The following is a 26,175-nucleotide window of genomic DNA, read 5'->3' on the forward strand; positions in this document are numbered from 1 at the left end:
CCCTCTCAAGGATCAGTGTGTAGCAGTGGCCAGCTCGGCATTGCCGTTCTGGCGAAAAGTAATCAGGGTGACCAGCAGCGCAAGTACTGCCAGTGCCGCAGCGGCCAATGGCACGCTGGTGAGGCCAAAACCGTGGGCAATCACACTGCCGCCTACCCAGGCGCCGAGAGCATTACCGACGTTAAAGGCACCGATGTTCAGCGTGGACACCAGGTTCGGTGCCGCTTTGCCGAAGGTCACAACGTTGACTTGCAGGGCGGGCACCGCGGCAAACGAGGCGGTGGCCCACAGGAACAGCGTGATTTCGGTTGGAATCAGCGCAACGCTGGTCCAGCTCAATACGGTCGACACCACCGCCATTGCAATGAATACGCCGATCAAGGTGGCGGACAAACGCTTGTCAGCCAATTTGCCGCCGATGATATTGCCGACGGTCAGGCCCAGGCCGATCAGCAGCAGCGTCCAGGTCACGCCAGTGGGCGATACGCCCGTCACGTCGCCGAGCAATGGCGCGACGTAGGTAAAGAGGGTGAACATCGACGCAGAAAACAGCGCGGTCATACTCAGGGAGAGCCAAATCCCAGCGCCTTTGAGCGCGGCCAGCTCGGCCCGCATATCGAGTTTTTCTTCGTCACGTTTGGCTGGCAGAAAGCGGATCAGGCCAATCAACGCCACCACACCAATCACCGTCACGGCAAAAAACGTAGAGCGCCATCCAGCTGCCTGGCCCAGAGCGGTACCCAATGGCACGCCCAACACGTTAGCCAGCGTGAGGCCGGTAAACATCAGAGCCACAGCAGACGCGCGCTTGTTGGCAGGCACCAGCCCTGCGGCCACCACCGAGCCAATGCCGAAGAACGCGCCGTGGCACAACGCCGTGATCACACGCGCAAACATCAGCACGTTGTAATCACTGGCCAGTGCGCAGAGCAGGTTGCCGACAATAAATATGCCCATCAACGCTACCAGAGCGGCCTTGCGCGGCAGCTTGGCCGTGGCCAGTGCCATAAAAGGCGCACCAATGGCCACGCCCAATGCGTAACCTGTCACTAGCCAGCCGGCGCCGGGGATAGAAACACCAAGATCAGCGGCGACATCGGGCAGCAAGCCCATGATCACAAACTCAGTGGTCCCGATGGCAAAGGCGCTGAGCGCCAGGATGAGTAGCGAGAGAGGCATGGAAATCCTTGTTAAAGCTCTTGGCTCAGTGTTGTGAGGAACGCCTGAACGGTTTCCTCATTACGTTTGAAGAAGTGCCACTGACCTACCTTTTGACTGCTGATCAAGCCCGCCCGTTGCAACGTGGCGAGATGGGCAGAAACAGTGGATTGCGACAGGCCGAAGCGTTGATCGAACTGCCCGGCACATACGCCGTGCTCAGTGCTGTGATGCTGGTCAGGAAACTCGACCTGCGGATCTTTAAGCAGGCGAATGATTTCTCGGCGTACTGGGTGTGCCAGCGCTTTTATTATTTCGTCGAGGTCGATCGGCATAGTGGCAGTGCTCAATGGTGTGTAGCGTTATATCGCGATGAAGCGAACTTTAAATCGTTATATCGCGATATACAAATATGATTTTGATCTGAAATCAGTACAAATCGGTATATCGGGTTATAACGATATTTATAGGTCGTGCTGAATAGCGGGGTGCTAAACTGCGCGACATGAATTATCTCGCACATCTGCACCTGGGTGGCCAGCGGCCAGAAGAATTACTCGGCAGCCTTTATGGCGACTTCGTAAAAGGTCGCCTGCAAGGCCAGTACAGCCCGGCGATTGAATCTGCTATCCAACTGCATCGCAGCATCGACGTCTTCACTGACGCCCACCCCTTGGTTGACCATTGCTTATCGCGCTTCACCCAAACCCGGCGCCGCTATGCAGGCATCGTGCTCGACGTATTCTTCGATCACTGCCTTGCGCGTGATTGGTCGCACTATGCCGAAGGTCCTTTAGAGCGCTTTACTACAGACTTCTACCAAGTCCTGGTCTCGCAACCCCAGCTACCCAAGCGCCTGGCGAGCATCGCCCCGCACATGGCTGCGCACGACTGGCTTGGGTCATATCGAGACTTTGGCGTACTCGAACAAGTCTTCAAAGGTATCTCGCGGCGCCTGTCGCACCCGCAAGAACTGACGGGCGCCATGCAAGACCTGCAGGCCCTTTACGAACCGCTGAGCGAAGACTTTCGAGCCTTCTACCCACAGTTACAGGCGTTTGCAGAGAAAGAAAAACGGGTGAAGCAGTAGTTTTTGATCTACCGAGAGGTCGTGACATGCTCGGTATCCTGTGGCCGCGGCCTCTGTAGCCGCTGCGGCTACAAAATGTGTGTTCACCGTGATCCCGGCTTTTGATCTACCCACGACTTCGGGATACCGTACGTGGGAGCAAGGACCTTTTTGGGGGCTTTTGGGGCTGTTTGCCAAAAGTGCCTCGCCGTAAGGGCGAAACCCGTAAAAAGCCGTTGCGCATCAATGGATATGTACACAAAGCGCCACGGCTTCGCACCCGATCGAAGCCTTGGTCAGTCAGCATTTACGATTGCTGTGCAATCGGATGTAGCCTCGCAGGCTCGGCTACTGCTAAGTAATCGGCTTGCAATCCCACCTCTTCTGCGACTTTCTCCACGTCCGCGTTTGCCGCACCCGTCACAACCCTTCCAATTGCTTGCTGAGCCTTAAACGCCAGCGCCGCACGCTCCTGTTGCTGACAAACAATCGGCTTCAGCAAATGAATCTCAACCTGCGCCTGTTCGTGAGAAAACAACCTCAACAAATGCGACAGCAGATCATCATCCCCAATAAACGGTGCTATCGCATCAGGCTCCCCATCACGCAAATAACGAATAGCCACCGGCTGCAACGACACATCACTGTCAATCGCTGCCGACAACAGCCGCCCGTGAAATGTGCGCACTGAGCGACCATCGGTCGTCGTCCCTTCAGGAAACATCAACAACGAATGCTTTTGTCGCAAATGTCCGGTCATTTGCTCGCGAATCTGCTGACTATCACCTGCACCCCGGCGAATAAACAGACTGCCGGCCTTGACCGCCAGCCATCCGGCCACGGGCCAGCCACGCACTTCTGCCTTGGACAAAAACGACAGCGGCGTCAGTTGCCCCAGTAACGCAATATCCGTCCATGACACGTGATTGCTGACCCACAACATCGGCGTTTCAGGTCGTTCGCCAAATACAGTGACCCGAAAGGGTAGGGCGTTGCTCAGGCGCTTCATGAAAAACTGCGACCAGCGCTGTCGACGGTCCATCGTGCTGTTCAGGCGCAGTTGTTCCATTAACCCGAAAACACTCGCCATGCCGAGCCCCAGGCTGACCACCGCGAGCACGCGTGCCACTCGCCCGTATCGGCGCAAGCGGCTCATCACATGGCTGCCTTGAAGTGGCGGGCATAACGCGGGCATAACTCATCACGCTTGAGCAGGATAAAAACGTCCGCTACCTGAAAGTCTTCATCCCAACACGGCTCGCCACATATCTTGGCGCCCAGGCGCATATAGGCTTTGAGCAACGGCGGCATTTCTGCGATGACGTTGGCTGGAATTTCCAGCGCCGGCAGCGGCTTTTTAGGCTCGGCACGCAAGTGCTCAGTGCACAGATAACGTTCGCGCAGACGTTGCATGATCGCTTGTGCCTGGATGCCGCCGTCTTGCATGGGAATGCTCGCGCAGCCCATCAGGTAGTGATAGTCGCCCTGATTGAGGGCCTCAGCCAATTCGCCCCACAACACCGCGATGGTGCCGCCATTGCGGTAGGCCGGATCGACACACGTACGGCCAATCTCAAGGATCGGCCCTTGCAAGTGAGCCAGGCCGTGAAGGCTGAATTCTTCTTCACTGTAAAAGTGACCGATGTTTCGCGCGGCACTGTGGTCCAGCAGGCGCGTGGTGGCGACTAACAGGCCGGTGTTGAGGTCGCGAACCCCAATGTGGTCGCAATGAGCATCGTAATCGTCTATGTCCAGACCCCGCTCTGCACTTTTCAGCTTGGCGTTTAGCTCGCCGCTGAAGACACGAAAACGCAAGGCTTGGGCCTCGCGCAAGGCCTCTGGAACAAGCAAGCGTTCTGCCTGCAGTCGGCGTTCTTGAGCGGTGTCGCGGATACGGGCGATCTGGGCCATTGCGAATCTCCGTGCAGGTATCAAGCCTGCCTTGTCGACTGAGGTGTGCAATCTCAGGCTAAGGAGCAGCAGTGTCATGACCATGACAATTGGGTGATGCTTGTATGACAGCTCATTCGGATTCAAGGAACTGGCGTTGCAGATGAGCGTCCTAACGTTGCTTAATAAAAATCCTGCCCAGACCTCTTCACTAGAGGTAATGTTCGCTCCTGTTTATCTGTCGATGAGTTTCTATGTTTAAAGCGTTTTTATCTTCCATCTGCGCCCTGTTGTTGACCTTGGGTGTGAGCCTGACTGCTCAGGCCAATTGGTACCTGGACGGTGAGTCATCCCGTCTTGCATTTATCACCACGCAAAATGCCAATGTCGCGAACATGCACCGTTTTTTGGTGTTGCACGGCAAAGTGGACCGCAAGGGACAGGCGCAATTGCGTATCGAAATGGACTCGGTCAACAGTGCGGTGCCTTTGCGCGATGAGCGTATGCGCGATCAGTTGTTTGATTTCAAGCACTTCCCTGAGGCGCAAATTACCGCGCAAATAAACCTGCAACCCATCAATGACCTTGCGCCTGGCGCGCAACTGGAGTTGCACTTGCCGGTGACTGTCCATTTGCGTGACAAGCAGCACACCTATGAGGCTGAACTGTTGGCGACGCGTCTGGACGAACATCGTTTTCAAGTCGTGACCCTGGAGCCCCTGATGTTGCAAGCCGAAGACTTTGGCTTGCAGCCAGAACTTGAAAGCCTGCGTAAATTGGCCGGATTGTCGGCTATCAGTTTTTCAGTGCCGGTGAGTGCGGTGCTGATTTTCACGGCCCGCTGATATGGCTGGCGCAGTGTTTCCATGGCGTAGCGCCAACCAGTTCGAATTGCTGATTGATGGGCCGACATTTTTCCCGCGCATGCTGGCAGCCATCGATCAGGCGCAAACACACATTGATGTTGAGCTCTATCTGGTAGAAGCCGGAAGCTGCGCTGAAACCATCGTCCATGCGCTGGAGCAAGCGGCCCGGCGTGAGGTGCGGGTGCGCTGTCTGTTCGATGGCTATGGCAGCCTGGCATTGACCTCGGACTTGCGTCGCAGGCTGACCGAGGCGGGTATTGAGCTTCGGTTTTACAACCCGCTGAGCTGGCGCCGTGGCCTGAATAATCTGTACCGCGACCACCGCAAGTTGTTGCTGGTGGATCAGCAGTTGGCGGTGGTGGGCGGCACGGGTGTCACCGATGAGTTCTGGCAGCCCCTCGTAAACACCTGTGACTGGCATGAAGTCATGGTCGAGATTCAAGGCCCGCTGGTTCAAGACTGGCAAATGCTGTTTGAGCGTCAATGGCGCGCTAACATCAGCCGAAAAGCCTGGAAGCCCGCCAGGCACTTCGGGCTTGTGCGCTTGCCGCAGGTGCCTGAAGTGGGCGAGGGCATGGGCCGCGTGGCTTATGCCGATGCCCATCAGCATCGCGATATTCTGCATTCGCTGGTGCGGGCCATTAACAGCGCCCAACAGAACATCTGGTTGGCCACGCCTTATTTTTTACCGACCTGGAGTGTTCGACGATCACTGCGCCGTGCGGCCAATCGGGGGGTTGATGTGCGTCTGCTGCTCACGGGCCCGCGCACTGATCACCCGTCCGTGCGCTATGCCGGGCATCGTTACTACCCGCGACTTCTGAAGTCCGGGGTGCAGATTTTTGAATATCAGCCGTGTTTTTTGCATCTGAAAATGGTGTTGGTCGACGGCTGGACCAGCATCGGCTCTTGCAACTTCGATCATTGGAACCTGCGCTTCAACCTTGAGGCCAACCTTGAAGCGCTCGACCCCGCGTTGACTCAGGCGGTGACCGCCAGTTTCATCGCTGACTTCGCCCAGAGCCAGCCCATCAGCCTGCAAGCCTGGCAGTCACGGCCCCTGTGGCGGCGAGTTAAACAGCGTATCTGGGGCTGGGTTGACCGGTTGGTGGTGAATTTCTTCGGGCGTCGCTAGACACAGTGTTTTGTTGAGGGTTACCTCGCATTTTGTTTAACACGCGGTTACATAACGTTTCTGAACGTGCAAAATCGATCAACTTTACGGGCGATGGGAAAACGTGAAGCATGATTTTTCTGGAGCGTTTCGCATGACACCTTCGTTGTTGCTGGCCGTCCTGGCCTCGGGCTTTATTTATGGCATCACTCCGGGCCCTGGCGTCTTGGCTGTTTTTGGTATTGGTGCTGCTCGCGGGCGTCGTGCGGGCGCCGGATTTCTCTGCGGGCATTTGCTGGGGGATGTGATGTGGTGCAGCACGGCGCTGATTGCGATTGTCGGGGCGCGCGAATTTGGCAGCACCGCCTTCAATGTGCTCGGCCTGCTCAGCGGTCTTTATCTGTTTTGGTTAGGCCTGCGTGCCGTCCGGGCCAAACGCAGTAGCGGGGCGCAACAAGGCCCGGCCCGACAGCCCTTTGCCCACGGTATTTTCTTTGGGTTGACCAATCCCAAGGCCTATCCGGTGGCCGTGGCGACATTTACCGCGCTGCTGTCAGGGCGTGCAGAACTGCTGACCTGGTCCATGCTGCCTTGGCTCATCGCATTGAGCTTTGTGGGCGGAGCGCTGGCTTACGCGATCTTGATCGGGATCGTGGGGGCTGGGCACGTTCGCGCCTTGTATCAACGTCATGAGTTGCTGATTACACGTTTGTGCGGCGTCATGTTTATTGGTTTTGCGATCAGTGCCTTGGCGCATGCATTGCCAGGGTTGGTGAGCCATCACGATTGAGGTGAGCTGCAAGGCGTGCAGCGTGCGAGTGGCAGGGATGGAGGCTTACGTTTGACCTTGAGGCATCGAACGCTCTATGGATATCAAAAAATACCTGTCACAAGCCCGTTTTATTGACCTGTTGCTGGACGCGGTGTGTGTCGTCGATCGTCAGGGGTATTTCGTTTATGTCAGTGCGGCCTGTGAGCGCGTGTTCGGCTACGAGCCACACGAACTGATCGGCCGCCCCATGATTGAGCTGGTTTTATTCGAGGATCGTGAGCGCACGCTACTCGCGGCCAGTGAAGTCATGGGCGGCGAACCCAACTTCAACTTCGAGAATCGCTACCTGCGCAAGGATGGGCGCGTGGTCCATATTTCATGGTCTGCGCGCTGGTCCGAGACCCATCAGCTGCGCATCGCTGTTGCCCGTGACATCACCGAGCGCAAACAGGCCGAGTCGCGACAATTGGCGATGTTTGCCATCTCCGAAGCCGCCCATGCTGCTGAGGATTTGTTAGCGCTGTTCAAGCGAGTGCACCAACTGATTGGGCAATGGTTGCCGGCGTTGAATTTTTCGATAGCGCTGTGTGATCAGCCCCAAGGCTCATTTGATTTTCCTTATTACGTTGTCGAGCACGCTGAGCGACCTATGTTCGAGATCGGTCGGTTAAGTGACGAAGTGATTCGCAGCGGACTGCCTGTGCTGCATAGCGTTCAGGATTCACCGTCGTGGCTGGGAGTCCCTTTGGCCACGCAAAACGGCATCATTGGAGCACTGCTGGTAATGAGCTCAGCAGGTAGCGAGCGCTATACCGAGTCACACAAGGAAATGCTGCAGTTCGTGTCAGCACAGGTGGCCGCGGCCATCGAACGGCAAAAGCTGCATGCTCGTTTGCAGTATCTGGCTCAGCACGACGCGCTGACACGCTTGCCCAATCGTGAGTTTCTCTATGAGCGTTTGAACAGCGCGCTGGCCCGTGCCAAACGCGAGCAAGAGTATTTGGCTGTGCTGTATGTGGACCTGGACGACTTCAAGCGTGTGAACGACAGTTACGGACATGCTGTCGGCGATGCACTGTTGCAACGGGTGGCGCTGCGATTGAGGAAGTGCGTACGTGAAAGCGACACGGTTGCCAGAATGAGTGGAGACGAATTTGTGCTGGTGCTGGAAAGCCTCAAGCGTCCAGAGCACGGGTTAATCGTTGCAGAAAAAGTTCGTCAAAACCTCAGCCAACCGATACAGCTTGACGGTCACGTGCTCAACATCTTTTCCAGCATTGGTATTGCCGTATACCCCGAACACGGTGACGACCCTCAGCAGTTGCTGCACTACGCGGACACGGCGATGTACACGATTAAAAGGAACGGATACTGAAGTAAGACTGGCAGGGACTATGTGGGAGCGGGCAAGTCGGCTCCCGCAGTCATTTTCAGCTTTCGATGATCGGTAGCTGATATTCACTAGGCATAACGCATGATCGAGATGTAATATCATTACATTATGTTTCGAGCGACCCGCGTGAAGACTTCTCGATCCCCCTTGGCTTGCACAATCGCCGGTTCCGCTCTGGCTCAATCTGCGGGCAGGCGACTGCTGGTTTCTTTGGCCGCTCTGGTTGTGCTGTGGCTGGGCATTGTCTGGGCGGTGTCTGTTCCATGAGTGCTGTGCGTATTAGCCTGCATGACCTTACCGTCACGTACGAGCGCCGCCCTGCGGTGCACCACATCAGCGGGTGTTTTGAGGCGGGCAGCCTCACGGCGATTGTTGGCCCCAATGGCGCGGGCAAGTCGACGCTGATCAAAGCTATTGCCGGTACGTTAAAACCGGCTGCCGGGCGCATTGATCGTGCAAGTCTTGCGCTGCGCAATGTCGGTTATTTGCCGCAAGCAGCCGAGATCGACCGCAGCTTTGCCTTAAACGTTGCAGACACCGTGATCATGGGCGCGTGGCGCAGCATCGGGGCTTTTCGCGGTGTCAGTCGCGAGCAGGCCCGGCAGGCACAAGAAGCGTTGCTGGCAGTAGGCCTTGAGGGGTTTGAAGGTCGCAGTGTCGGGTCGCTTTCATCAGGGCAATTCCAGCGAGTGTTGTTCGCGCGCTTATTGATGCAGAACGCGTCAGTCATTCTCCTGGACGAACCCTTCACTGCGATTGACGCCCGCACCACGCAAGATCTGCTGAAGCTGATCCGCGACTGGCATGGTCAGGGCCGTACGGTGATCGCGGTTTTGCACGACATAGACCAAGTGCGCAAACATTTTCCAAGCACCCTGCTGATGGCGCGCGAAGCCATTGCCTGGGGCGACACTGAAGCCGTTTTGCACACCGACAATTTGCGTCGGGCGCGCAACATGGCGCAGTACTGGAGTGACGATGCCACGCCCTGCTCGATGAATGAGGAGCCGCTGCCATGATGGTGTATCAGATGGTGATTGAGCCTTTTGTCGAGTTTGGCTTTATGCGCCGAGCCTTGATTGCTTGCCTGGCGCTCGGTATCGGCTCTGGCCCGGTTGGCGTGTTGCTGATGTTGCGGCGCATGAGTCTGGTCGCAGACGCCATGAGCCATGCGGTGTTGCCGGGAGCTGCGGTGGGCTTCCTGTTTGCAGGTTTGTCTTTGCCTGCGATGGGCTTTGGCGGATTGATCGCAGGCCTCTTGGTGGCCTTGCTGTCAGGGCTGGTCAGCCGATTCACGACCCTGCGTGAAGACGCCAGTTTCGCGAGTTTTTACCTGACGTCTTTGGCCGCGGGCGTGCTTATTGTCTCGCTGCATGGTTCCAGCGTGGACCTGCTGCATGTGCTGTTCGGCACGATTTTGGCCATCGATAATCCGGCCATTTACATGGTCGGTGGCATCGCTTCATTTACCTTGATCGTGCTCGCACTGATTTATCGACCGCTGGTGCTGGAATGTTTTGATCCAGGGTTCTTGCGTGCAGTTGGCGGCAGCGGCTCGCTGTATCACGTGCTATTTCTGTTGCTGGTGGTCCTGAATCTGGTGGTGGGCTTCCAGGCACTTGGCACATTGATGGCCGTGGGCATGATGATTATTCCGGCGACCGTCTCGCGGTTCTGGGCCACGTCTTTGAGCGCGCTGATGAGCATCTCGACCCTCGTTGCCATCCTGTCAGGCTTTATTGGCTTGATCGTTTCCTTCCATGCCGGGGTCGCTTCCGGCCCCGCGATTGTGCTGACGGCCAGCGCCTTTTATGTGTTTTCGCTACTGTTCGGGCGCAGTGGAATTGTGCGTCGCCTGTTCCCGAAAGCGCATCTCGCCCACTGATTTCAGGCATGCAAAAAGAAGAGGGGATTCGAATGAAGCCGTTAACACTGCTGGCTGCTGTTTTCGTATTGTCGAGTATTGCCGGTCTTGCGCAGGCCAAGCCCATCGAAGCGGTGGCGTCGTTCACCGTCATCGCCGACATGGTGCACAACGTGGGCGGCGACCATGTGCATGTGACCTCACTGATTGGCCCCAACGGCGACCCGCATGCCTACGAGCCGACGCCCAATGATGCGCAAGCCTTGAAGCGCGCCGACATCGTTTTCGTCAGTGGCTTGCAGCTGGAAGGCTGGCTCGATCGCCTGATCAAAGCCTCGGGCTACAAAGGCCCACCGGTGGTGCTGTCCAATGGCATCAAGACCCGCAGCATGGAGGAAGACGGCCAGCAGATCACCGACCCGCACGCCTGGAACAGTGCTGCGAATGGCGTGATCTATGTGCGCAATATCATCAGTGCCTTGCAAAAAGCCGACCCGGAAAATACCCGCGACTACCAGGCCAGGGGCGAGAATTACATCAAAGACTTAGAGCAAGCAGATGCATACGCCCGTACGCAGGTGCATGCGATTGCGAACGACAAGCGCAAGGTCTTAACCTCCCATGATGCTTTCGGTTATTTCGGTGATGCCTATGGTGTGACTTTCTTGTCGCCTCTGGGCTTTTCTACAGAAACTGAAGCGTCGGCTGCAGACGTTGCCAAGTTGATCCGCCAGATCAAGAAAGAGCACGTCAGCACTTACTTCTTCGAAAACGCCAGTGACCCACGTCTGGTTAAACAAATTGCCGATGCCAGCGGTGCACAGCCGGGCGGTGAGTTGTATGTCGAAGCCCTGTCGCCGGCTGATGGCCCTGCGGCTACCTACGTGCAAATGTTTCATTACAACGTCGACAAGCTGACCGCAGCCATGAAAGGCAATTGAGGTCGTCACTGCGATAGGCGCGGGCGCCGGTTGCGATTTTTTAACCAGAGATCAAGAGATCGCAGCCTTGATGCCTCGTCAGCGCGACCATCATTAATGCGATATGGATATATTAAATAGTTCTTTTATCTCTTTAAGTTCTGATTGTTAGTATCCAAGGCTAATGGCCTGCACTGCTGAGCAGTGGCTGGGGTCACCTTCTTGAGTTTTTCTTTTGAGATCCTGGGATGAGAATTAGCCTTCTGAGTTCAGCCGTTGCTGCCGCACTTTTTCTGGTGAGTGCTGGCGCTTTCGCCGATGTAGCCGCCATCAAAAACAAGGGTGAGATCGTTATTGGTACCTTGGGTACCGATGAGCCAAACAGTTTTATTGATGCCAAGACGCGCCAGATCATTGGTTATGAGATTGACCTGGGTAACGAAGTGGCCAAGGATTTGGGGGTAAAGCCGGTCTACAAACAGATCTCGGTGGCTGCACGCATTCCAGAATTGCAGCAGGGCCGTGTCGATTTGCTGGCAGCTTCGCTGACTCACAACAAGGAGCGTGAGTCGTTGGTCGATTTTTCTTCCTCGATCTTGATCACAGGCCAGAAAGCCCTGGTGAAAAAATCCAGTGGCATTACCTCGCTGGATCAACTGGCGGGCAAAAAAGTCCTGACAGTCAAGGGCGGGACTCAAGAGCCGAACATCCGCAAGGCGATTCCTACCGCTCAAGTCGTGACCTTTGAAACCTCGCAACAAGCCCTGTTGGCGTTGCAACAAGGCAAGGGCCAGGCCTTCGTCGATGACGAGTCTGCGTTGACCAACGATTTTGCAAAGATTGGCGCAGCGTCCGCCGGTTATTCGATCCTGCCTGAAAACCTCAGCACCGAAGCGCTTGCGCTGGCCTTGCCCAAGGACAGCGGCGACCTGAAGGTGGCTGTCGACAAAACGCTTGCGCGCCTTGAAAGCTCGGGAGAAGCCGAAAAGTTGTACCTGAAATGGTACGGCCCTGGCACCAAGTCGAACCAGCCTGAACGTCACTTCAAGATTGACTCCGATCAAGTTGAGTAACACCCGCCATTCGGCTGGCGGGTCGTGACATTGCTGGTCGGGTGAGCCTTGCGAGGCTTGCCGGGCAACGACGATGAACGGCTCGCCGGTCCTAAGAGTTCTGCGCGAGATGCTGGATTTTGATTACTCGTTACTGCTGAGCGGCCACTACCACGACATGCTCTTAAGCGGTTTGGCGCTTTCTCTCAAGCTTGCCTGTGTCACCTTGGTGTGCGCATTACCGCTGGCGCTGTTGGTAGCCTTGTTACGACTGTCGCCTTTGCGCCCGTTGCAATGGCTCGGCTTCATGTACGTCGAGTCGATCCGAAATGTGCCACTGCTGGCGCACATGCTGTTTTGGTATTTCGCTGCGCCGCAGTTCCTGCCAGAAGGCATGCGTGAGTGGTTGTATGCTGGCAACATCGAGGCCACCAGCGCCATCGTTGCGCTCACGCTGTACACCGCAGCATTCATGAGCGAAGACATTCGCAGCGGCATTCGTGCCATTCCCGCCGTACAGATGGAAGCTGGCCGCGCCCTGGGTTTTGGCTACTTGGCGAGCATGCGCCTGGTGATCTTGCCGCAGGCATTACGGGTGACAGTCGCCCCATTGATCTCGCAAACCCTAAACTTGTGGAAGAACACCAGCATCGCCACCGTGATTGGTGTGGCCGAGCTGATGTATCAGGCGGGCCAGGTTGAAAGCGCAACGTTCCGTAGTCTTGAATCCTTTGCCTTTGCGACGGCGGCTTATCTCAGTGTGTCGCTGCTCATTACCGGCGCCGCGTCGTGGTATCAGCACCGCTATGTACAGGCGAAAGCACGATGACCACCTTCGAGTTGATCGACACCTACTGGGTGTATTTTCTGGTGGGGCAATACCCCAATGGGCCGCTCGGTGGGCTGGCGTTAACGCTGTTATTGGCGTCGTTGGGCCTGATCCTGGCGATACCGCTGGGTGTGTTGCTGGGGCTGGCGCGGCTCAGCCCGTGGCGCTGGCTGCGCTGGCCGGTCACGGGGCTGGTGTTCGGGGTTCGCGGCATTCCGCTGTTGATGGTGATCTTCTGGGCGTATTTCTTTTTGCCCAGCCTGACCGGGTACAAGACCGATCAGTTCACGACGATGTTGATGGCGCTGGTGCTCTTCGATGCGGTGTATCTGGCAGAGATCGTTCGTGCCGGGGTGCTGGGGGTTGATCGGGGGCAGGTCGAGGCATCGCGTTCGCTGGGCTTTGGTTACTGGCGCACGATGCGCTGGATCATCCTGCCTCAGGCGCTGCGCACGATGCTGCCTTCGCTGGTGAACCAGTTTGTGTCGACCATCAAGGAGACCTCGTTGGGCTACATCATTGGCCTGTCGGAAATCTCCTTCATCGCGTCGCAGATCAACACTCAGGTATTCACCATGCCGACCCAGGTCTACCTGATTCTGGGGCTCACTTATTTTGTGTTGTGCTTTGGCTTATCGCGTTTCGCCTTTTGGCTGGAACGGCGGCAGACGCAACGTGTTTCCTTAACTGACAACAGCAAGGTTGCCTGATGATTCGGCTGGAGCAGGTTAATAAATGGTACGGCGCCTACCACGCGTTGGTGGATGTCGACGAGCACATTGCCAAGGGCGAAGTGGTGGTGATTTGCGGGCCGTCGGGTTCGGGCAAATCGACATTGATTCGCACGCTCAATCGCCTCGAACCGATCAAGTCCGGACGCATTTTGATTGATGACCAAGACATTCATGCCAAGGGCCTGGATCTGAACCAGTTCCGCTCACATATCGGTTTTGTGTTTCAGCAGTTCAACCTGTTCCCGCACCTTACCGTGTTGGAAAACTGCACCCTGGCGCCGATTCGACTGCGCGGCCTGAGCGTGGCTGACGCTCGCAAAGAGGCCATGGTTTTGTTGGAGCGTGTGGGGCTTGCGCACAAGGCGGATGCCTACGCAGCCAATCTCTCAGGTGGTCAGCAGCAGCGGGTAGCCATCGCGAGGGCGCTGGCGATGCGTCCGCCACTGATGCTGTTTGACGAGCCCACCAGCGCACTCGACCCGGAGATGGTCGGTGAAGTGTTGTTGGTCATGCGTGACCTGGCTCGCGATGGCATGACGATGGTCGTGGTGACCCATGAAATGGGCTTTGCGCGCGAAGTTGCAGACCGGGTGTTGTTTATGGATCAGGGGCGGGTGCTGGAGCGAGCGCCAGCCGGAGCGTTTTTCCAGAACCCGCAGCATCCACGCACGCAGAAATTTTTAGCGGATATCCGCACACCGTTTTCTTCTGCCGTTTGAGGGGTGAGTTGTTATGAGCACTGCGATCCAGGAATTACCCATCATTGATGTGGCCCCCCTGTTCACTGACAGCGCACGCGCCGAAGTCGCTGAGCACATCCGTCGCGCGTGCCGCGAGCAGGGTTTTTTCTATGTCATCGGGCATGGGATCGACCCTGCACTGGTACAGCGGCTGGAAACCTTGAGCCATGAGTTTTTTGCTCTGGATGAGGCCACTAAATTGCGTTGGCGGATGGAACTGGGCGGGCGCGCCTGGCGCGGTTACTTCCCGCTTGGCGGCGAGCTGACATCCAACCGGCCAGACTGGAAAGAAGGGTTGTACCTGGGGACTGAACTGGATGAGTCGGCGCCCGAAGTCGTGGCCAAGACCCCGGTTCATGGCGCAAACCTGTTTCCTGACGTCGTCGGCTTTCGCGAAACCATCCTCGCTTATATGGCGGCGGTCACCCAATTGGCGCATCGCTTGATGGAAGGCGTCGCCTTAAGCCTGGGGTTGGACGAGCATTATTTTTTCGACCGCTACACCGCTGACCCACTGATTTTGTTCCGACTGTTCAACTACCCGTCGCAACCCGTTCCTGAAGGGCTGGATGTGCAATGGGGCGTGGGCGAACACACTGACTATGGGCTGTTGACCATTCTTCATCAGGACAGCATCGGCGGCCTGCAAGTGCGCACTCCCCAGGGCTGGATCGAGGCGACGCCGATTCCCGGCGCATTTCTGTGCAACATCGGCGACATGCTGGATCGGATGACTGGTGGCTTATATCGCTCGACGCCGCATCGTGTCGCCCGCAACACCTCGGGCTCCGATCGTTTGTCGTTCCCGTTGTTCTTCGATCCAAACTTTCGTGCTCGTGTGCAACCGATAGGCGGCCTGCCCGGGGTTGAGCAGCAGGACGACAGCGCCCAGCGCTGGGACAAGGTTAATGTGCATGCCTTTCACGGAGAGTATGGCGACTACTTGTTGAACAAGGTCTCTAAGGTCTTTCCACAACTGCGTGAGAACGTGTTGTGAGGTGAGGGTAAAGATGAATAGACATTGCCCAGGCTTTTTCCTGGCCCATTTTATGAGACGGGTTGGGTGCGCAGGTTTTGGTTAAAGCCGGGATTGAAAGAGGGGCTGTCGCGATGCTTGAACCTGATCCGAGAAATTCGGGCGCGGGCATTCGGGCTTTGTGCCCTGCAGGCATCATTGAGTATGGAAATACTGATTCGCAGCGAGGACAAGGAGATAAAACAGGAGGTCGGCAGATAAGCCAGCAAGCACTTGAAATGTGGAGCGGGTAGAGGGAATCGAACCCTCAACTAAAGCTTGGGAAGCTTTCGTTTTGCCACTAAACTATACCCGCTCAAAGCGGCTAACTTTGTACCAGAAGTCGGCTCTGATGAGAAGTTTTTATTCTTGAAACATGCAATTTTCGACGTTGTATAAAACGTTTCCTTGTAGCTTGGAGCATCACAGCGCAAGCGACATGTGGTGCGGCGGTCTGGAAAATAATGGGGCAGGCGGTTTTAAAAAGTTCAGCAGGGCCATCTTGCTGATGTGACTGGCCTGCTTGTGTTCCATGTCCAGAAAGTGCCCGGTGTTTTCCAGACAAATAAACTGGCTGTTGCGGATCGGGCGCGCAAACTGCACAACATCACTGGCCGCGGTGTACTCATCCCAAGCGCCATTAATAAACAGCACCGGTATTTCAATGCTTTTCGTGGCGTTGAGGTAGCACTGCTGATCGCTCGTCAGTACCTGATCGATATGAAAGTGCATTTGAGCGTATTCATGCTCGGCCAGGGTGCTGACGTGCCGAAAGTTGAAACGCTTGAACAGCGACGGTAAGTGTTTGCCCAGGGTTTCATTGACCAGGTTGCCGACTTGCGTGCGGTTGCAGTCTGCAAGGCAACTTCGACCACGCTCCAGGTAGTTGCGCATGGGGGCGTTGATGAGTGGCGAAAAAGAGCTGATCACGGCTTTTTCGATGCGTCGTGGCGCGCTTGCCAGCGCCGTCAGCGCGGATGTCCCCCCCCATGAAAATGATAGTAAGTACTGCGCATCAAAATGCTCGACCAACTCCAGAAGCACTTGGGCTTCGAGTTCTTTGGTCAGCATGTCTTGATGCCGATTGTGTGGTTTTGAATTGCCAGCATAGGGCTGGTCGTACAGCACGACGTTCAGATACGGGTGCAGGTTCTTCACGGTTTGGGCAAAGGATGCTGTGGTAGCCATCGACCCGTTGACCAGGAGGATGGTGTTCTCTGCGGTATCAGAACGATAGAACTCGGTGTGAATCCGATAATGCCCTTGAAGGTCGAGCACAGCGATTTCGGGCTTCATCATGGCGTCTGACTCCAGTGAATCGAGCTTGTGTCAGGCGGATAATGCGCTGCGATTGTGACAGGCAGGCGTGCTCGTTCCTATCGCAGTGGTACCGCGGGGCCGCACTGTTCGACTTCCTGAGCGGTGAGTGCCCGGTACTGGCCTGGAGCAAGCTGGCTGTCGAGGGTCAAGGGGCCAATGCTTTCACGGTGCAGGCGCACCACTTTGTTGTTGAAGTGGCCAAACATGCGTTTGACCTGGTGGTAGCGGCCTTCAACAATGCTCAAACGCGCACTGCAAGGACTGAGCAATTGCAGCTTGGCAGGCAATGTGGTCAGGTTCTCATAGGCGAAAAAAACCCCCTCTTCGAACTTGGCGACATACGCGTCGCTGATGGGCTGTTCGGTCTCGACGTAATAGACCTTGGGCAATTTGGTCTGCGGTTGAGTCAGATGGCGTGACCAGTGGCCATCATTGGTGATGAGCATCAGGCCGCTGGTGTTGAAGTCCAGTCGGCCAGCTATATGCAAGTCGTGTTTGTCCGGCTCGTTCAGCAGATCAAGCACCGTCGGGTGTTCGGGATCTTGTGTGGCACTGACGCAGCCTGGCGGTTTGTGCAGCATCCAGTAACGCGCGGGTTTACCGGCCTGCAGGACCTGATCGTCAAGCTCGACACGGCTAAATTCCCGGACATCATGGTGCGGGTCAGATACAACCTGGCCATCGACCCGAACTCGCTTTTCTATAAGCAGCAGGCGGACTTGCCGGCGGTTGAACTGGGGCAAGTTGCTAAGAAAACGGTCTACGCGCATAGCGATCAATCACAGGGAATACAGGCGTGCATCTTACGTGAGCTGTTCAGTCGACGCAGGCGGCAATTGGCTTAACACCTCTGCGCACCGGGGGCAGAGGCATGCACTGTTGCGTTGATCGAGCGTTAAGGCCTGGAGGATCCGTGGGTCAATGTTGACGCTGTAGCACCAGCAGGGTGGGGCCTGGGTTTCAGCAGTGGCCATAGAGCAGTCATTGCGCGCACCGCAGGCGGGGCAGAGGTTGGGGGCAGTCATGTCAGGGTGTCCGTTGGTGGGCCTGCGTCAGGGAGTTGATTGTAGGCGTTGTGAAAACCCTGTGCGCGGGGCGATGCATCAAGCGCGGGCGCATCCGCTGGTCTGACAGTTTTTATTCAGGGCACCGAGTCTCATTTTCACGGTCTTAAAAGATGTCAGGCAGCGTTGCTGTTTGTCGCCGTCCAGCGCCGCTGGTACGTGCCCTTTCGCGGTCCAGGAGGCCGCCATGTATCGTCGTCTACTCACTATCGTTGTATTGAGTTTGGCTGTGTCTGCTTGCGTGCCCTATTACTCGGGCTATAGCGGTTATCGTACGACCGAGGTGTATACCTCGCCAGCACCCTATTACTACGGCGGTTATCGCTCTTACTACGTCTATCCGCGAGGCTACTACGCGCCGTCGCCACGTTACTGGGGGCCAGGCTACCGGCCGTCTGGGGGGTATCACAACGGCCATGACGGTGGCTATGGCGGGGGTTACGGAGCAGGCCAGGGCAGGGGGTGGGGAGGCCGATAAGAGGCGTTAGGCACCGGTCCTGCACTGCTTGTCACAGGCTGACGCTCGTTGTGTCGGCCTGTGATGCAGGGCACAGGTGCATTGATCAATTGACAATAGGGGCGAGCTTTTTTAGTGTCCGCGGCATTGTTTTTCAGGGTATAGCCATGACGTCGGATGATCGTATAAAACTTGAAGCTGTCTGGAAGCAGGCTTTACGTGAGGAGTTCGATGAGCCCTACATGAGCGAGTTGCGTGAGTTCTTGCGGCTGGAACACGCGGCCGGTAAAGAAATCTACCCGCCAGGGCCGCTTATTTTCAATGCGTTGAACTCCACCCCGCTGGATAAAATCAAAGTGGTGATCCTGGGGCAAGACCCCTACCACGGGCCGGGCCAGGCACATGGCTTGTGCTTTTCAGTTCAACCGGGCATCGCTGTGCCGCCCTCACTGCTCAATATCTATAAAGAACTCAAGCGCGATTTGAATATTGATATCGCCCCGCATGGCTGCTTACAGCATTGGGCGGATCAAGGGGTTCTGCTGCTCAATACGACCATGACTGTGGAGCGGGGAATGGCGGCTTCTCATGCCAAGAAAGGCTGGGAGCGTTTCACTGATCGTATTATTCAAGTGGTGAGTGAGCAGCAGCCCAAGCTGGTCTTTTTGTTATGGGGGGCTCATGCGCAGAGCAAGCAAAAGCTGATTGATGCAACCAAGCATTTGGTGCTGACGTCAGTGCACCCTTCACCGCTTTCTGCGTACCGTGGCTTTATCGGCAATGGGCACTTTAGCCGAACCAACAAGTTTCTTGAGCAAAATGGCTTACTGCCTATCGACTGGGCGTTACCGTCGATTTAAGCAGCCTCTGTTTGCTTCGGGAGGCCTTATATCTGGCACACCAGGTAGTGCGCCTGGTGTGCTGGCTCGCGTTAGCGGTCGATTCGGGTCAGACCAGGCGCAATCGTCGGTTGTCGGGCGCCTCAATCACTCTTCCTACAATTGCCCCGACAGGCACAGCCCAGGTCATTCCGTTGGCTGGGTCGGTAATGACGGCAAGGGTATCGCTGCTCGCGCTGATGTCCAGACGTCGTCGTTCATGGAGAATTTTCAGATCGCCGTAAGCATAACTGACTAGTTTTTCCGCAATAGGCGTGGCCAGCTCAAAGGTCGAGCTCAAATACTCAACAGCTCTGCAAAATAGCACCTGATCATTTCCGGCATGCTGAGCCTGGTAACGTTGTAAAAACACCAGCGCCGTTTGCTGAATGCATTGCTGTCCATCGATTTGAGAGTAAATAGGGGTCATGCTCGTACGCTCTCATCGACAATTTTTTCTGTAGGCAGCGCCGCTTGGCGCAACTCCTGATTGACGCCTGGAAGGTGAACATTCGGGTTCGGCATGCCACTGGGAGACAACTCATGGGTCATTTCAAATTCAGCCCTGACCGACCAGCCGCAAGCTTCAGTTGTGCATTGCAAATAAGCGACGCGTAAGAAGATATGTCGACCTTCGCTGGTGCGAATACGCATTCTGCTTAAGCAATGCGGACAAACCATTTTATAAGTGCTCATGACTGACTCCAGTTGAACTATTGTTTTGTGCTCGATTTAATAAGCACATTAATTTCAAAAAAAGACCAATCCATTGATCAGTGCGAGCTGACAGCCTATGGAAGAGGTAGTCAGTTTTTTTGATGGCGGGTAAGCGTTTTTAACCGTGCTTGTAAGATTTTTGACTCCTGTTGAGTAATCTTTTTGATGTGTTGTTTGGAAGTGTTTGTTTTTTCCTAGGCTGTTGTTTCTATATAATTTTTGTCTGGATCATATTTGTTACATATCTAGCGCTTTAAATTACTCAAAATGCGTAAATTCTGCCAAAAAACACAACAAAGTCAAATTGGAATAATTCAAAGTGAGTAGCAGTAAATCAATTGAAATACTCGGGCGGTTGAAAAAAATAACCCACGTAAAAACGGACTCGGGACTTTCTGAGGTGTTGGGTGTCAGCCCGCAAACGCTCAGTAGCTGGAAGGGCAGAGACCGTATTCCTTATTCAGTATGTATGGAGGTGGCGCACGCACGGGGTGTCTCTCTTGATTGGTTATTTGGTGGTCGAGGCCCAATGTTATTGCAGGCGCCACAACCCATGGTTGAATCACTGGGCAGGTTGACTGAGTGCGAGAAAGAACTGGTGTTAATGTTTCGTGTGTTAAATCGCTCGGATCAGCGTGCCGTTTATAAAGTGATTGAAGAGAAACAACAGCTTCAACGGCTCAATAGAAAAGTTAAAGAGTTGTCAGCATGCCTTGAAGTCGTCACGCCCAGTATGTAGATTACTTGGGGCCTTTGAACCGTCGTATCACATCGATAATGTCAGTGGTATTGACCCAAATCATAAGTTTAATACTGATAGGAATAACCACGAGTGCACAGATAAATGCAGTGACCCCTGCTGAAAAGCCAGTCAAGTGTGGCAAGGCGACAGGGGTAAATAAATACCCTACGCAGGCACTCAGGAGAAACGACCCCAGATGTTGCCAGCCCTTGAGGCTCCTGCGTGCGCTGGTCACAACCCACGCTCCAAGAGATGCCCCAAAGAGCGCATCACGATCGATCATCGCGATCACGGGCAGCCCAATGTTGAGGTACCAATGATGAGCAAGACTAAAGAGTTCATTTGTCATGATGCCTGTACTCACACGTGAAAAGGCCGTTGGTGTAGAGCTCGTCAAGATGGCACGCCCGCCCGCACTCTGCGACGTTGAGATGTTGGTAAAGTTCAAGAGCGGTGGTTGTTTCAATGGCGCTGAGGTAGTACGTAACTAGTAGTGAGCAATTATCAATGCTTGGGGCAGGCACATGCTCAAGATGAACATAGCCTTGTTGTCGCAAGTTAAAGCGCCAGGCGGCAAGCGTTTTATTTACTTTTAATGTGGCGCTCAGTGCCGCTATTTTAAGTCGAGCCTCGCTGATGGTTGCGTTTAATGACAGCGCGTCCCTTAGTCGTGTCAAGTTGACGGGTGGCCAAAATGTATCGTCGCTGAGGCAGTTAAAAGTGGATGTATATGCGGTTGAGGTGTTCATGGTTATATCCCTGGGCGAGCTTGTGTAGTGTCCCTTAAGGCAGTAAAGGCATACCGAGTTTTATGGCTTTGAGGACGGCGGCATGACGCGACGTCACACCAAATTTAAGGCGCAAGTTAGCGATGTGGAAATTGATCGTTGTTTCTGATCTGTTCAGAATCATCGCCACCTCAGCACTGGTCTTTCCTTGCGCGCACCACCCGAGTATCTCCCGCTCTTTCGGGGTGAGAATCGGCACACAGTGCGGTGAGGTGTGCGATTTTTGAGCCAGGAATGGGGGTTGGTGAAGAGAGAAGTTTTTCATATGCGGCCCTTGCTTTTAGTGTGCGCTGGACGGAAGGATCACTCTTGAAGTACTAAAAGTAATCGTTCGGGTGGCCACGGAACAACGAAGCAAGTCTGTAGGAATACCGATTACAGTATGGGAATATTCCTACATGAAAATGTGAGGTTTATGCATTAACGGGGAATTGCGCGTGTCCAGTATCGAAACAGCGGTTCTGCCAAAAACAGTACAAAGAGCAAGCGCATGACTTGCAAGGCTGTCACCAGTGGCACTGACAGTTGCAGTGTTTGTGCGGTGAGGCTCATTTCTGCAATACCACCGGGCATCATGCCCAGAGTGATGGAGCGCAGATCGAGATGGGTCAGGGCGCTCAAGCCCAACGCGCACAGGCTGGCGATCAGCATCGTCAACGCAGTGCCCAGCAGGGTTCGTCCGATGAACGAGGGGGCCCGCCGGAAAAATGCGCGATTGAAGTGGCAGCCCAGCCCACTGCCAATCAGCCATTGGCCCATTTGGCTACTGCCGTCAGGCAGGCCAATGTGCAAGTTCCACGCGATGCTGACCGTGGCACTGATCAGCAGTGGCCCGAATAACCAGGGATTGGGTTGACGCAAGCGCTGCCATATCCAGGCCAGCAGGGCACCGGCTGGAAACAACACGGCTAACCAGTAATAGTCGATTGTGCTGGGTTGCAAAGCAGGGGCGCCTTCACCCAGCCCGTACTTGAAGGCGGCTGGCACACACAACACGACGGCCAGCACCCTGAGGCTTTGACCGCCAGCCACTCGGCTTAATACGGCGCCATTGCGTGCGCCGAGATTAACCATTTCACCTGAGCCACCGGGCATGCTGGAAAAAAACGCAGTGGCGCGGTCTTCTCCGCTGCGTCGCATCAGCCATACCCCGATAACGCTCGACAGGCTGGTCAGCAGTGCGCCAACAAAGATCAGCCCGAAGTGTGCAAGCACTTGCTCCATCACCACCGGCGTAAAGTGCAGGCCGATTCCGATGCCCACCACCCATTGCCCGCATTTGCGCCCGCCGGGGATTTCAGCCAATTGCCAAGGGGTCAGGCAGCGCACCAGGATGATCGCGAGCAAAGAGCCGACCATCCACGGTAATGGCCAGCCGATAAGGCTGGCGAGGTAGCCGCCAGCCAGACCGACCAGCGGGGTAGCCCACCAACTCTTGAAGCTGGACTCAGGCATTGGCATCAGCCATGGCGCGGCGCTGGGCACTGCGTTTGCGCCAGATGCGCACAATAGGTAACAGCAGCATGATTGAGACCAGTGCCCACACACCCATGGTGATTGGGCTGGCCCATAGAATCTCCAGCGCGCCGTTGGAAATTGAAAGTGCACGGCGCAGGTTCTGCTCCATCAGGCCGCCCAGGATGAACCCCAGAAGGACTGGCGAAAGCGGGAAATCAAGCTTGCGCAGGATGTAACCGAAGATGCCGATACCAATCATCAGGAACAAGTCGAAGGTGGTGGCGTGAACCGCATAAACGCCGATGGCGGTAATGATCGCAATCACTGGCACAAGTGCCCAGTTCGGCACCGACAGAATCCGGGTGAAGATACGAATCATCGGAATGTTGAGGATTACCAGCATGATATTGGCGACAAACAACGAAGCGATCAGACCCCAGACAATGTCCGGCTGCTGTTGAAACAACAGCGGGCCAGGGGTGATGTTGTACAGCGACAATGCGCCGATCATTACCGCCGTGGTGCCAGAACCCGGAACACCCAGTGTCAGCATGGGCACCAGTGCACCGCAGGCCGAAGCGCCAATCGCCGTTTCGGGCGCCGCAAGCCCTCGCGAGTCACCTTGACCGAATGTGCCAGAAGCACCGGCCAGGCGTTTCTCTGTCATGTACGCCACCGCGCTGGCCAAGGTTGCGCCAGCTCCCGGCAGCACGCCCATGACGAAACCCAGCAAGCCACAGCGGATGTTCACCATGAACACTGCCGAGGCTTCTTTAAAGTTGAACATCATGCGCCCGGTCGCTTTCACGGCTTCTTGCCCGCGATGGGTCTTTTCCAGCAACAACAGAATCTCACTGATGGAAAACAGCCCGAGTACCAGCACTACGAATTGAATGCCATCAGTCAGGTGGATATTGTCCCCGGTGAAACGGTAGACCCCGCTGTTGGCATCAATCCCGACGCATGACAGAAACAGGCCAATCAGCGCTGCGATAAAGGTCTTGAGCGGCCGGTCGCCCGCCATGCCGCCTAGGCAGACAATCGCGAACACCATCAGCACGAAATATTCGGCCGGCCCAAAGGCAATTGCCCATTTGGCCAGCAGCGGGGCGAACAACACCATGCCGCACGTGGCAATAAAGGCCCCGATAAAAGAACTCCAGGCCGACAAAGACAGCGCAACACCTGCCAGGCCCTTACGGGCCATAGGGTAGCCATCGAGCGTGGTCATCACGGTCGATGCTTCGCCCGGGATGTTCAGCAAAATGGAGCTGATACGACCGCCGTATTCACAGCCCAGGTACACAGCCGCCAGCAAAATCAGCGCCGACTCGGGTGGCAGCCCCAAAGCAAAGGCAATCGGGATCAGCAGTGCTACGCCGTTGATCGGCCCAAGGCCGGGCAACAAACCCACGACCGTACCGATCAACGTGCCGCACAGTGCGGTGACCAAGTTGTAAGGGCTGAGCGCGACGCCGAAGCCCTGGCCCAAATAGCTAAAAGTATCCATATCAGTTCTCCAGAACGTCGAGCAGGCCAAGTGGCAGCGGAACGTCCATGGCTTTATCAAACAACAGATAAAGGCCGACGCTCACCAGGCTGATGATCACAATGCTGGGCAACCAGCGGCCTCCATACAGGCGAGCCATCGGGATGCCAATCAACATGGCACTGAGGATGAAACCGAGTGTTTCGAACGTGCCGGCAAAGATCAGCAGCAATACCGTGCATAGGCCAATCTTGATCAGGGTGTCGCGATCCAGTTGCGGGTCGTCTTCGCTATGCACCACCGGCGTTGGGCGAAAGATCATGTAGATCAACCCCAGGCCCATCAGGCCGAGCATCAACAGCGGGAAGGCGCGAGGTCCGACCGGCTCGTAGGAGAACGAAGCCTGATACGGCCAGGCCATCGCCGCCAGACCGGCGCAGACGATGAGCAACGCCGAGGCAAAAATACGTTGTGAAAGCATGGGGCACTCCAGGGCTGTGCCCCTTGTTCAAGGGCGCAGCCTGTGATCAGCGGCGGTTACTGGATGAGGCCAAATTCCTGGGCCAGAATTTTGTACTCGGCCACCTGTTTTTTCACGTAAGTGTCCAGCTCCGGCCCGGTCATGGAGAACGGGAAGAGTTCGCGCTGATCACGCAGGGTGGCGAACTCTTCAGAAGCCAGCAGTTGGTCGAAGGCATCCTTCCACCACGCGTAGTCGGCATCGCTGACTTTTGGTCCCAGGTAGAAACCCCGTACCACAGGCCAGACAATGTCGTAGCCCTGTTCTTTGGCGGTCGGGATGTCTTTCATTTCCGGCTCGTCGAGGCGCTCATTGGCAAAGACCGCCAACAGGCGCATATCGCCGCTCTGGATGTGAGGCATGGAGTCAGAAATGTCAGTGCTGCCGACCTGGATGTGCCCGCCCAGCAGTGCCGTGGCAATTTCGCCGCCACCTTCCAGGGCCACGTAACGCAAGTCACGCGGGTTGATACCGGCTGCCTTGGCCATCAAGGCCGTTTGCATCCAGTCCTGGCTGCCGACCGTGCCGCCCGAGCCGATGACCACTTTGCTCGGGTCTTTTTTAAGCGCTTGAACCAGGTCGTCGAGGTTCTTGTAGGGCGAGTCACTTTTGACGGCGATAGCGCCGTAGCTTGTGCCCACGGCCGCGAGCCAGCGAACGGCGCTCTCATCGAAACGCCCGAACTTACCCTGGGCCAGATTCAGCAACGAGCCGCTGGACCAAGCCACCAGGGTGCCAGCATCTGCTGGGCGCTGGGCGACCACCGCGTTGTACGCCACTGCGCCCACACCACCCGGCATGTAGGTCACGCGCATGGGTTTGCTAAGCAGCTTTTCGTTCACCAGAGCGCTTTGCACCAGTTTGCAGGTCAGGTCAAAACCACCGCCAGGGGAGGCCGGTGCGATGCATTCCGGGCGTTTCGGTTCGGCCATTGGTTGGCCGGCAAACAGCATGCAGCCAGCCGCAAGAGCAAGAGTGCGCAGTGAGTAATTCATGGTGTCTCCAGAGGAGTTATTGTTTTTTTTTAGCGAGCAGAAGTGTGTCGCTATAAGTCGTTACCATCGCCAGCGTTTATGCAGGGCATAAGCCTTGCATCGTGGGCGTCATGGATAAAGTGAGGGGCAGCAGAAGGTCGTTCGCAGACCTGGAGCAGGTAATAGCGAAAGAGAGGACGTGGTAAGGCAAGAGTTTTTGCGCTGAGGCATCAGCATGGGGTGTGCTCCATTATTGTTCTTATTGGCGAAAACACTTCGAGGTGTTTTGCGCAGCGCCATCCATCAAAAGCGCGGCAGATGTAACTGCCTGTTTCTTGATCGTAATCGGTTA

Annotated in this window: 32 protein-coding genes and 1 tRNA gene; 16 read left to right on the forward strand and 17 right to left on the reverse strand. The window is 55.8% G+C overall.

Features of this window, described 5'->3' with window-relative positions; translation table 11 throughout:
* Positions 1-12: 12 nt before the first annotated feature.
* Positions 13-1,179 carry an MFS transporter gene (locus tag ACIQYF_RS10035; RefSeq protein WP_402860315.1) on the reverse strand — a complete coding sequence of 389 codons (1,167 nt, stop codon included), beginning with the start codon at positions 1,177-1,179 and terminating at the stop codon, positions 13-15.
* An 11-nt stretch (positions 1,180-1,190) separates the two neighbouring features.
* Positions 1,191-1,493: an ArsR/SmtB family transcription factor gene (locus tag ACIQYF_RS10040; RefSeq protein ID WP_402860318.1), complete on the reverse strand. Its 303-nt coding sequence runs from the start codon at positions 1,491-1,493 to the stop codon at positions 1,191-1,193.
* A gap of 170 nt (positions 1,494-1,663) precedes the next feature.
* On the opposite strand from ACIQYF_RS10040, the gene ACIQYF_RS10045 reads away from it, so the two are divergent.
* The gene (locus tag ACIQYF_RS10045) at positions 1,664-2,248 is read left to right on the forward strand and encodes an ACP phosphodiesterase (protein WP_402860321.1); all 585 of its coding nucleotides are present in this window, start codon (positions 1,664-1,666) and stop codon (positions 2,246-2,248) included.
* A 286-nt stretch (positions 2,249-2,534) separates the two neighbouring features.
* On the opposite strand, the gene ACIQYF_RS10050 is transcribed toward ACIQYF_RS10045, so the two are convergent.
* Both ACIQYF_RS10050 and olsB read right to left on the reverse strand, forming a co-directional pair.
* Positions 2,535-3,383 (reverse strand): lysophospholipid acyltransferase family protein, encoded by an 849-nt coding sequence (locus tag ACIQYF_RS10050; RefSeq protein ID WP_402860324.1) that lies wholly within the window; start codon positions 3,381-3,383, stop codon positions 2,535-2,537.
* Positions 3,383-4,138, reverse strand: a complete 756-nt coding sequence (olsB, locus tag ACIQYF_RS10055; RefSeq protein WP_402860327.1) for an L-ornithine N(alpha)-acyltransferase — start codon at positions 4,136-4,138, stop codon at positions 3,383-3,385. The genes ACIQYF_RS10050 and olsB overlap by 1 nt, the downstream gene beginning before the upstream one ends.
* A gap of 233 nt (positions 4,139-4,371) precedes the next feature.
* Here olsB and ACIQYF_RS10060 point away from each other — a divergent pair, with 233 nt between their 5' ends.
* The 12 genes from ACIQYF_RS10060 (at position 4,372) to ACIQYF_RS10115 (ending at position 15,398) form a co-directional block, all read left to right on the forward strand.
* The gene (locus ACIQYF_RS10060; RefSeq protein WP_402860330.1) at positions 4,372-4,962 is read left to right on the forward strand and encodes a YceI family protein; all 591 of its coding nucleotides are present in this window, start codon (positions 4,372-4,374) and stop codon (positions 4,960-4,962) included.
* Position 4,963: 1 nt separating this feature from the next.
* Entirely contained in the window at positions 4,964-6,118 is a 1,155-nt protein-coding gene (locus tag ACIQYF_RS10065) for a phosphatidylserine/phosphatidylglycerophosphate/cardiolipin synthase family protein (RefSeq protein ID WP_402860333.1), read from the forward strand.
* Positions 6,119-6,251: 133 nt separating this feature from the next.
* On the forward strand, positions 6,252-6,887 hold the full coding sequence (locus tag ACIQYF_RS10070; protein WP_402860336.1) for a LysE family translocator: 636 nt from the start codon (positions 6,252-6,254) through the stop codon (positions 6,885-6,887).
* Positions 6,888-6,963: 76 nt separating this feature from the next.
* Entirely contained in the window at positions 6,964-8,244 is a 1,281-nt protein-coding gene (locus tag ACIQYF_RS10075) for a diguanylate cyclase domain-containing protein (protein WP_402860339.1), read from the forward strand.
* Positions 8,245-8,525: 281 nt separating this feature from the next.
* Entirely contained in the window at positions 8,526-9,281 is a 756-nt protein-coding gene (locus ACIQYF_RS10080) for a metal ABC transporter ATP-binding protein (RefSeq protein ID WP_402860342.1), read from the forward strand.
* A complete protein-coding gene (locus ACIQYF_RS10085; RefSeq protein ID WP_402860345.1) occupies positions 9,278-10,147 on the forward strand; it encodes a metal ABC transporter permease in 870 nt (289 codons plus the stop codon). The genes ACIQYF_RS10080 and ACIQYF_RS10085 overlap by 4 nt, the downstream gene beginning before the upstream one ends.
* 32 nt (positions 10,148-10,179) lie before the next feature.
* Positions 10,180-11,067 carry a metal ABC transporter substrate-binding protein gene (locus ACIQYF_RS10090; protein ID WP_402860348.1) on the forward strand — a complete coding sequence of 296 codons (888 nt, stop codon included), beginning with the start codon at positions 10,180-10,182 and terminating at the stop codon, positions 11,065-11,067.
* Positions 11,068-11,294: 227 nt separating this feature from the next.
* Entirely contained in the window at positions 11,295-12,119 is an 825-nt protein-coding gene (locus ACIQYF_RS10095; protein WP_402860351.1) for an ABC transporter substrate-binding protein, read from the forward strand.
* A 109-nt stretch (positions 12,120-12,228) separates the two neighbouring features.
* Complete coding sequence (locus ACIQYF_RS10100; RefSeq protein ID WP_402860785.1) at positions 12,229-12,927, forward strand: amino acid ABC transporter permease; 699 nt, start codon at positions 12,229-12,231, stop codon at positions 12,925-12,927.
* Positions 12,924-13,637, forward strand: a complete 714-nt coding sequence (locus ACIQYF_RS10105) for an amino acid ABC transporter permease (RefSeq protein WP_402860354.1) — start codon at positions 12,924-12,926, stop codon at positions 13,635-13,637. The genes ACIQYF_RS10100 and ACIQYF_RS10105 overlap by 4 nt, the downstream gene beginning before the upstream one ends.
* The gene (locus tag ACIQYF_RS10110; RefSeq protein ID WP_402860357.1) at positions 13,637-14,380 is read left to right on the forward strand and encodes an amino acid ABC transporter ATP-binding protein; all 744 of its coding nucleotides are present in this window, start codon (positions 13,637-13,639) and stop codon (positions 14,378-14,380) included. The genes ACIQYF_RS10105 and ACIQYF_RS10110 overlap by 1 nt, the downstream gene beginning before the upstream one ends.
* 13 nt (positions 14,381-14,393) lie before the next feature.
* Entirely contained in the window at positions 14,394-15,398 is a 1,005-nt protein-coding gene (locus tag ACIQYF_RS10115) for an isopenicillin N synthase family dioxygenase (RefSeq protein WP_402860360.1), read from the forward strand.
* Between the two features lie 260 nt (positions 15,399-15,658).
* Here the strand turns inward: ACIQYF_RS10115 and ACIQYF_RS10120 are convergent.
* The 4 genes from ACIQYF_RS10120 to ACIQYF_RS10135 all read right to left on the reverse strand — a co-directional run bounded on the left by ACIQYF_RS10120 (position 15,659) and on the right by ACIQYF_RS10135 (position 17,761).
* Positions 15,659-15,732: transfer RNA gene (locus tag ACIQYF_RS10120), tRNA-Gly, on the reverse strand.
* Positions 15,733-15,839: 107 nt separating this feature from the next.
* Positions 15,840-16,712, reverse strand: a complete 873-nt coding sequence (locus tag ACIQYF_RS10125; RefSeq protein ID WP_402860788.1) for an alpha/beta fold hydrolase — start codon at positions 16,710-16,712, stop codon at positions 15,840-15,842.
* An 80-nt stretch (positions 16,713-16,792) separates the two neighbouring features.
* A complete protein-coding gene (locus ACIQYF_RS10130; protein WP_402860363.1) occupies positions 16,793-17,506 on the reverse strand; it encodes a pseudouridine synthase in 714 nt (237 codons plus the stop codon).
* A 33-nt stretch (positions 17,507-17,539) separates the two neighbouring features.
* Entirely contained in the window at positions 17,540-17,761 is a 222-nt protein-coding gene (locus ACIQYF_RS10135) for a cysteine-rich CWC family protein (RefSeq protein ID WP_402860366.1), read from the reverse strand.
* A 226-nt stretch (positions 17,762-17,987) separates the two neighbouring features.
* On the opposite strand from ACIQYF_RS10135, the gene ACIQYF_RS10140 reads away from it, so the two are divergent.
* Together ACIQYF_RS10140 and ung are read left to right on the forward strand one after the other, a co-directional pair.
* Positions 17,988-18,278 (forward strand): hypothetical protein, encoded by a 291-nt coding sequence (locus ACIQYF_RS10140; protein WP_402860369.1) that lies wholly within the window; start codon positions 17,988-17,990, stop codon positions 18,276-18,278.
* A 146-nt stretch (positions 18,279-18,424) separates the two neighbouring features.
* Complete coding sequence (ung, locus tag ACIQYF_RS10145) at positions 18,425-19,117, forward strand: uracil-DNA glycosylase (RefSeq protein WP_402860372.1); 693 nt, start codon at positions 18,425-18,427, stop codon at positions 19,115-19,117.
* 88 nt (positions 19,118-19,205) lie between these two features.
* On the opposite strand, the gene ACIQYF_RS10150 is transcribed toward ung, so the two are convergent.
* Both ACIQYF_RS10150 and ACIQYF_RS10155 read right to left on the reverse strand, forming a co-directional pair.
* The gene (locus ACIQYF_RS10150) at positions 19,206-19,565 is read right to left on the reverse strand and encodes a hypothetical protein (RefSeq protein ID WP_402860375.1); all 360 of its coding nucleotides are present in this window, start codon (positions 19,563-19,565) and stop codon (positions 19,206-19,208) included.
* Positions 19,562-19,831, reverse strand: coding sequence for an ogr/Delta-like zinc finger family protein (locus ACIQYF_RS10155; protein WP_322234192.1), 270 nt, complete (start codon positions 19,829-19,831; stop codon positions 19,562-19,564). The genes ACIQYF_RS10150 and ACIQYF_RS10155 overlap by 4 nt, the downstream gene beginning before the upstream one ends.
* 340 nt (positions 19,832-20,171) lie before the next feature.
* Between ACIQYF_RS10155 and ACIQYF_RS10160 the strand changes: the two genes are divergently transcribed.
* A complete protein-coding gene (locus tag ACIQYF_RS10160) occupies positions 20,172-20,591 on the forward strand; it encodes a helix-turn-helix domain-containing protein (protein WP_402860379.1) in 420 nt (139 codons plus the stop codon).
* A 1-nt stretch (position 20,592) separates the two neighbouring features.
* Here the strand turns inward: ACIQYF_RS10160 and ACIQYF_RS10165 are convergent, their stop codons facing one another.
* The 7 genes from ACIQYF_RS10165 to ACIQYF_RS10195 form a co-directional block, all read right to left on the reverse strand.
* Entirely contained in the window at positions 20,593-20,943 is a 351-nt protein-coding gene (locus ACIQYF_RS10165; RefSeq protein WP_402860382.1) for a putative holin, read from the reverse strand.
* Positions 20,933-21,343 (reverse strand): head completion/stabilization protein, encoded by a 411-nt coding sequence (locus ACIQYF_RS10170; protein WP_402860385.1) that lies wholly within the window; start codon positions 21,341-21,343, stop codon positions 20,933-20,935. Before ACIQYF_RS10170 ends, ACIQYF_RS10165 begins: the two co-directional genes overlap by 11 nt.
* 34 nt (positions 21,344-21,377) lie before the next feature.
* A complete protein-coding gene (locus tag ACIQYF_RS10175) occupies positions 21,378-21,647 on the reverse strand; it encodes a response regulator transcription factor (protein WP_402860388.1) in 270 nt (89 codons plus the stop codon).
* Positions 21,648-21,802: 155 nt separating this feature from the next.
* Complete coding sequence (locus ACIQYF_RS10180; RefSeq protein ID WP_402860391.1) at positions 21,803-22,837, reverse strand: AbrB family transcriptional regulator; 1,035 nt, start codon at positions 22,835-22,837, stop codon at positions 21,803-21,805.
* Positions 22,830-24,350, reverse strand: coding sequence for a tripartite tricarboxylate transporter permease (locus ACIQYF_RS10185; RefSeq protein WP_402860394.1), 1,521 nt, complete (start codon positions 24,348-24,350; stop codon positions 22,830-22,832). The genes ACIQYF_RS10180 and ACIQYF_RS10185 overlap by 8 nt, the downstream gene beginning before the upstream one ends.
* Position 24,351: 1 nt before the next feature.
* Entirely contained in the window at positions 24,352-24,810 is a 459-nt protein-coding gene (locus ACIQYF_RS10190) for a tripartite tricarboxylate transporter TctB family protein (protein WP_402860397.1), read from the reverse strand.
* Positions 24,811-24,866: 56 nt separating this feature from the next.
* Positions 24,867-25,844 (reverse strand): Bug family tripartite tricarboxylate transporter substrate binding protein, encoded by a 978-nt coding sequence (locus tag ACIQYF_RS10195; protein WP_402860400.1) that lies wholly within the window; start codon positions 25,842-25,844, stop codon positions 24,867-24,869.
* Positions 25,845-26,175: the final 331 nt, after the last annotated feature.

Origin of the sequence: Pseudomonas sp. NPDC096917 (genome assembly GCF_044762555.1) — a bacterium.
Classification (GTDB): Bacteria; Pseudomonadota; Gammaproteobacteria; order Pseudomonadales; family Pseudomonadaceae; genus Aquipseudomonas.

Coding starts and splice junctions, on each gene's coding strand:
- ACIQYF_RS10035 (WP_402860315.1), bottom strand. CDS start 1,179: ATGCCTCTCTCGCTACTCATCCTGGCGCTCAGCGCCTTTGCCATCGGG.
- ACIQYF_RS10040 (WP_402860318.1), bottom strand. CDS start 1,493: ATGCCGATCGACCTCGACGAAATAATAAAAGCGCTGGCACACCCAGTA.
- ACIQYF_RS10045 (WP_402860321.1), top strand. CDS start 1,664: ATGAATTATCTCGCACATCTGCACCTGGGTGGCCAGCGGCCAGAAGAA.
- ACIQYF_RS10050 (WP_402860324.1), bottom strand. CDS start 3,383: ATGAGCCGCTTGCGCCGATACGGGCGAGTGGCACGCGTGCTCGCGGTG.
- olsB (WP_402860327.1), bottom strand. CDS start 4,138: ATGGCCCAGATCGCCCGTATCCGCGACACCGCTCAAGAACGCCGACTG.
- ACIQYF_RS10060 (WP_402860330.1), top strand. CDS start 4,372: ATGTTTAAAGCGTTTTTATCTTCCATCTGCGCCCTGTTGTTGACCTTG.
- ACIQYF_RS10065 (WP_402860333.1), top strand. CDS start 4,964: ATGGCTGGCGCAGTGTTTCCATGGCGTAGCGCCAACCAGTTCGAATTG.
- ACIQYF_RS10070 (WP_402860336.1), top strand. CDS start 6,252: ATGACACCTTCGTTGTTGCTGGCCGTCCTGGCCTCGGGCTTTATTTAT.
- ACIQYF_RS10075 (WP_402860339.1), top strand. CDS start 6,964: ATGGATATCAAAAAATACCTGTCACAAGCCCGTTTTATTGACCTGTTG.
- ACIQYF_RS10080 (WP_402860342.1), top strand. CDS start 8,526: ATGAGTGCTGTGCGTATTAGCCTGCATGACCTTACCGTCACGTACGAG.
- ACIQYF_RS10085 (WP_402860345.1), top strand. CDS start 9,278: ATGATGGTGTATCAGATGGTGATTGAGCCTTTTGTCGAGTTTGGCTTT.
- ACIQYF_RS10090 (WP_402860348.1), top strand. CDS start 10,180: ATGAAGCCGTTAACACTGCTGGCTGCTGTTTTCGTATTGTCGAGTATT.
- ACIQYF_RS10095 (WP_402860351.1), top strand. CDS start 11,295: ATGAGAATTAGCCTTCTGAGTTCAGCCGTTGCTGCCGCACTTTTTCTG.
- ACIQYF_RS10100 (WP_402860785.1), top strand. CDS start 12,229: ATGCTGGATTTTGATTACTCGTTACTGCTGAGCGGCCACTACCACGAC.
- ACIQYF_RS10105 (WP_402860354.1), top strand. CDS start 12,924: ATGACCACCTTCGAGTTGATCGACACCTACTGGGTGTATTTTCTGGTG.
- ACIQYF_RS10110 (WP_402860357.1), top strand. CDS start 13,637: ATGATTCGGCTGGAGCAGGTTAATAAATGGTACGGCGCCTACCACGCG.
- ACIQYF_RS10115 (WP_402860360.1), top strand. CDS start 14,394: ATGAGCACTGCGATCCAGGAATTACCCATCATTGATGTGGCCCCCCTG.
- ACIQYF_RS10125 (WP_402860788.1), bottom strand. CDS start 16,712: ATGAAGCCCGAAATCGCTGTGCTCGACCTTCAAGGGCATTATCGGATT.
- ACIQYF_RS10130 (WP_402860363.1), bottom strand. CDS start 17,506: ATGCGCGTAGACCGTTTTCTTAGCAACTTGCCCCAGTTCAACCGCCGG.
- ACIQYF_RS10135 (WP_402860366.1), bottom strand. CDS start 17,761: ATGACTGCCCCCAACCTCTGCCCCGCCTGCGGTGCGCGCAATGACTGC.
- ACIQYF_RS10140 (WP_402860369.1), top strand. CDS start 17,988: ATGTATCGTCGTCTACTCACTATCGTTGTATTGAGTTTGGCTGTGTCT.
- ung (WP_402860372.1), top strand. CDS start 18,425: ATGACGTCGGATGATCGTATAAAACTTGAAGCTGTCTGGAAGCAGGCT.
- ACIQYF_RS10150 (WP_402860375.1), bottom strand. CDS start 19,565: ATGACCCCTATTTACTCTCAAATCGATGGACAGCAATGCATTCAGCAA.
- ACIQYF_RS10155 (WP_322234192.1), bottom strand. CDS start 19,831: ATGAGCACTTATAAAATGGTTTGTCCGCATTGCTTAAGCAGAATGCGT.
- ACIQYF_RS10165 (WP_402860382.1), bottom strand. CDS start 20,943: ATGACAAATGAACTCTTTAGTCTTGCTCATCATTGGTACCTCAACATT.
- ACIQYF_RS10170 (WP_402860385.1), bottom strand. CDS start 21,343: ATGAACACCTCAACCGCATATACATCCACTTTTAACTGCCTCAGCGAC.
- ACIQYF_RS10175 (WP_402860388.1), bottom strand. CDS start 21,647: ATGAAAAACTTCTCTCTTCACCAACCCCCATTCCTGGCTCAAAAATCG.
- ACIQYF_RS10180 (WP_402860391.1), bottom strand. CDS start 22,837: ATGCCTGAGTCCAGCTTCAAGAGTTGGTGGGCTACCCCGCTGGTCGGT.
- ACIQYF_RS10185 (WP_402860394.1), bottom strand. CDS start 24,350: ATGGATACTTTTAGCTATTTGGGCCAGGGCTTCGGCGTCGCGCTCAGC.
- ACIQYF_RS10190 (WP_402860397.1), bottom strand. CDS start 24,810: ATGCTTTCACAACGTATTTTTGCCTCGGCGTTGCTCATCGTCTGCGCC.
- ACIQYF_RS10195 (WP_402860400.1), bottom strand. CDS start 25,844: ATGAATTACTCACTGCGCACTCTTGCTCTTGCGGCTGGCTGCATGCTG.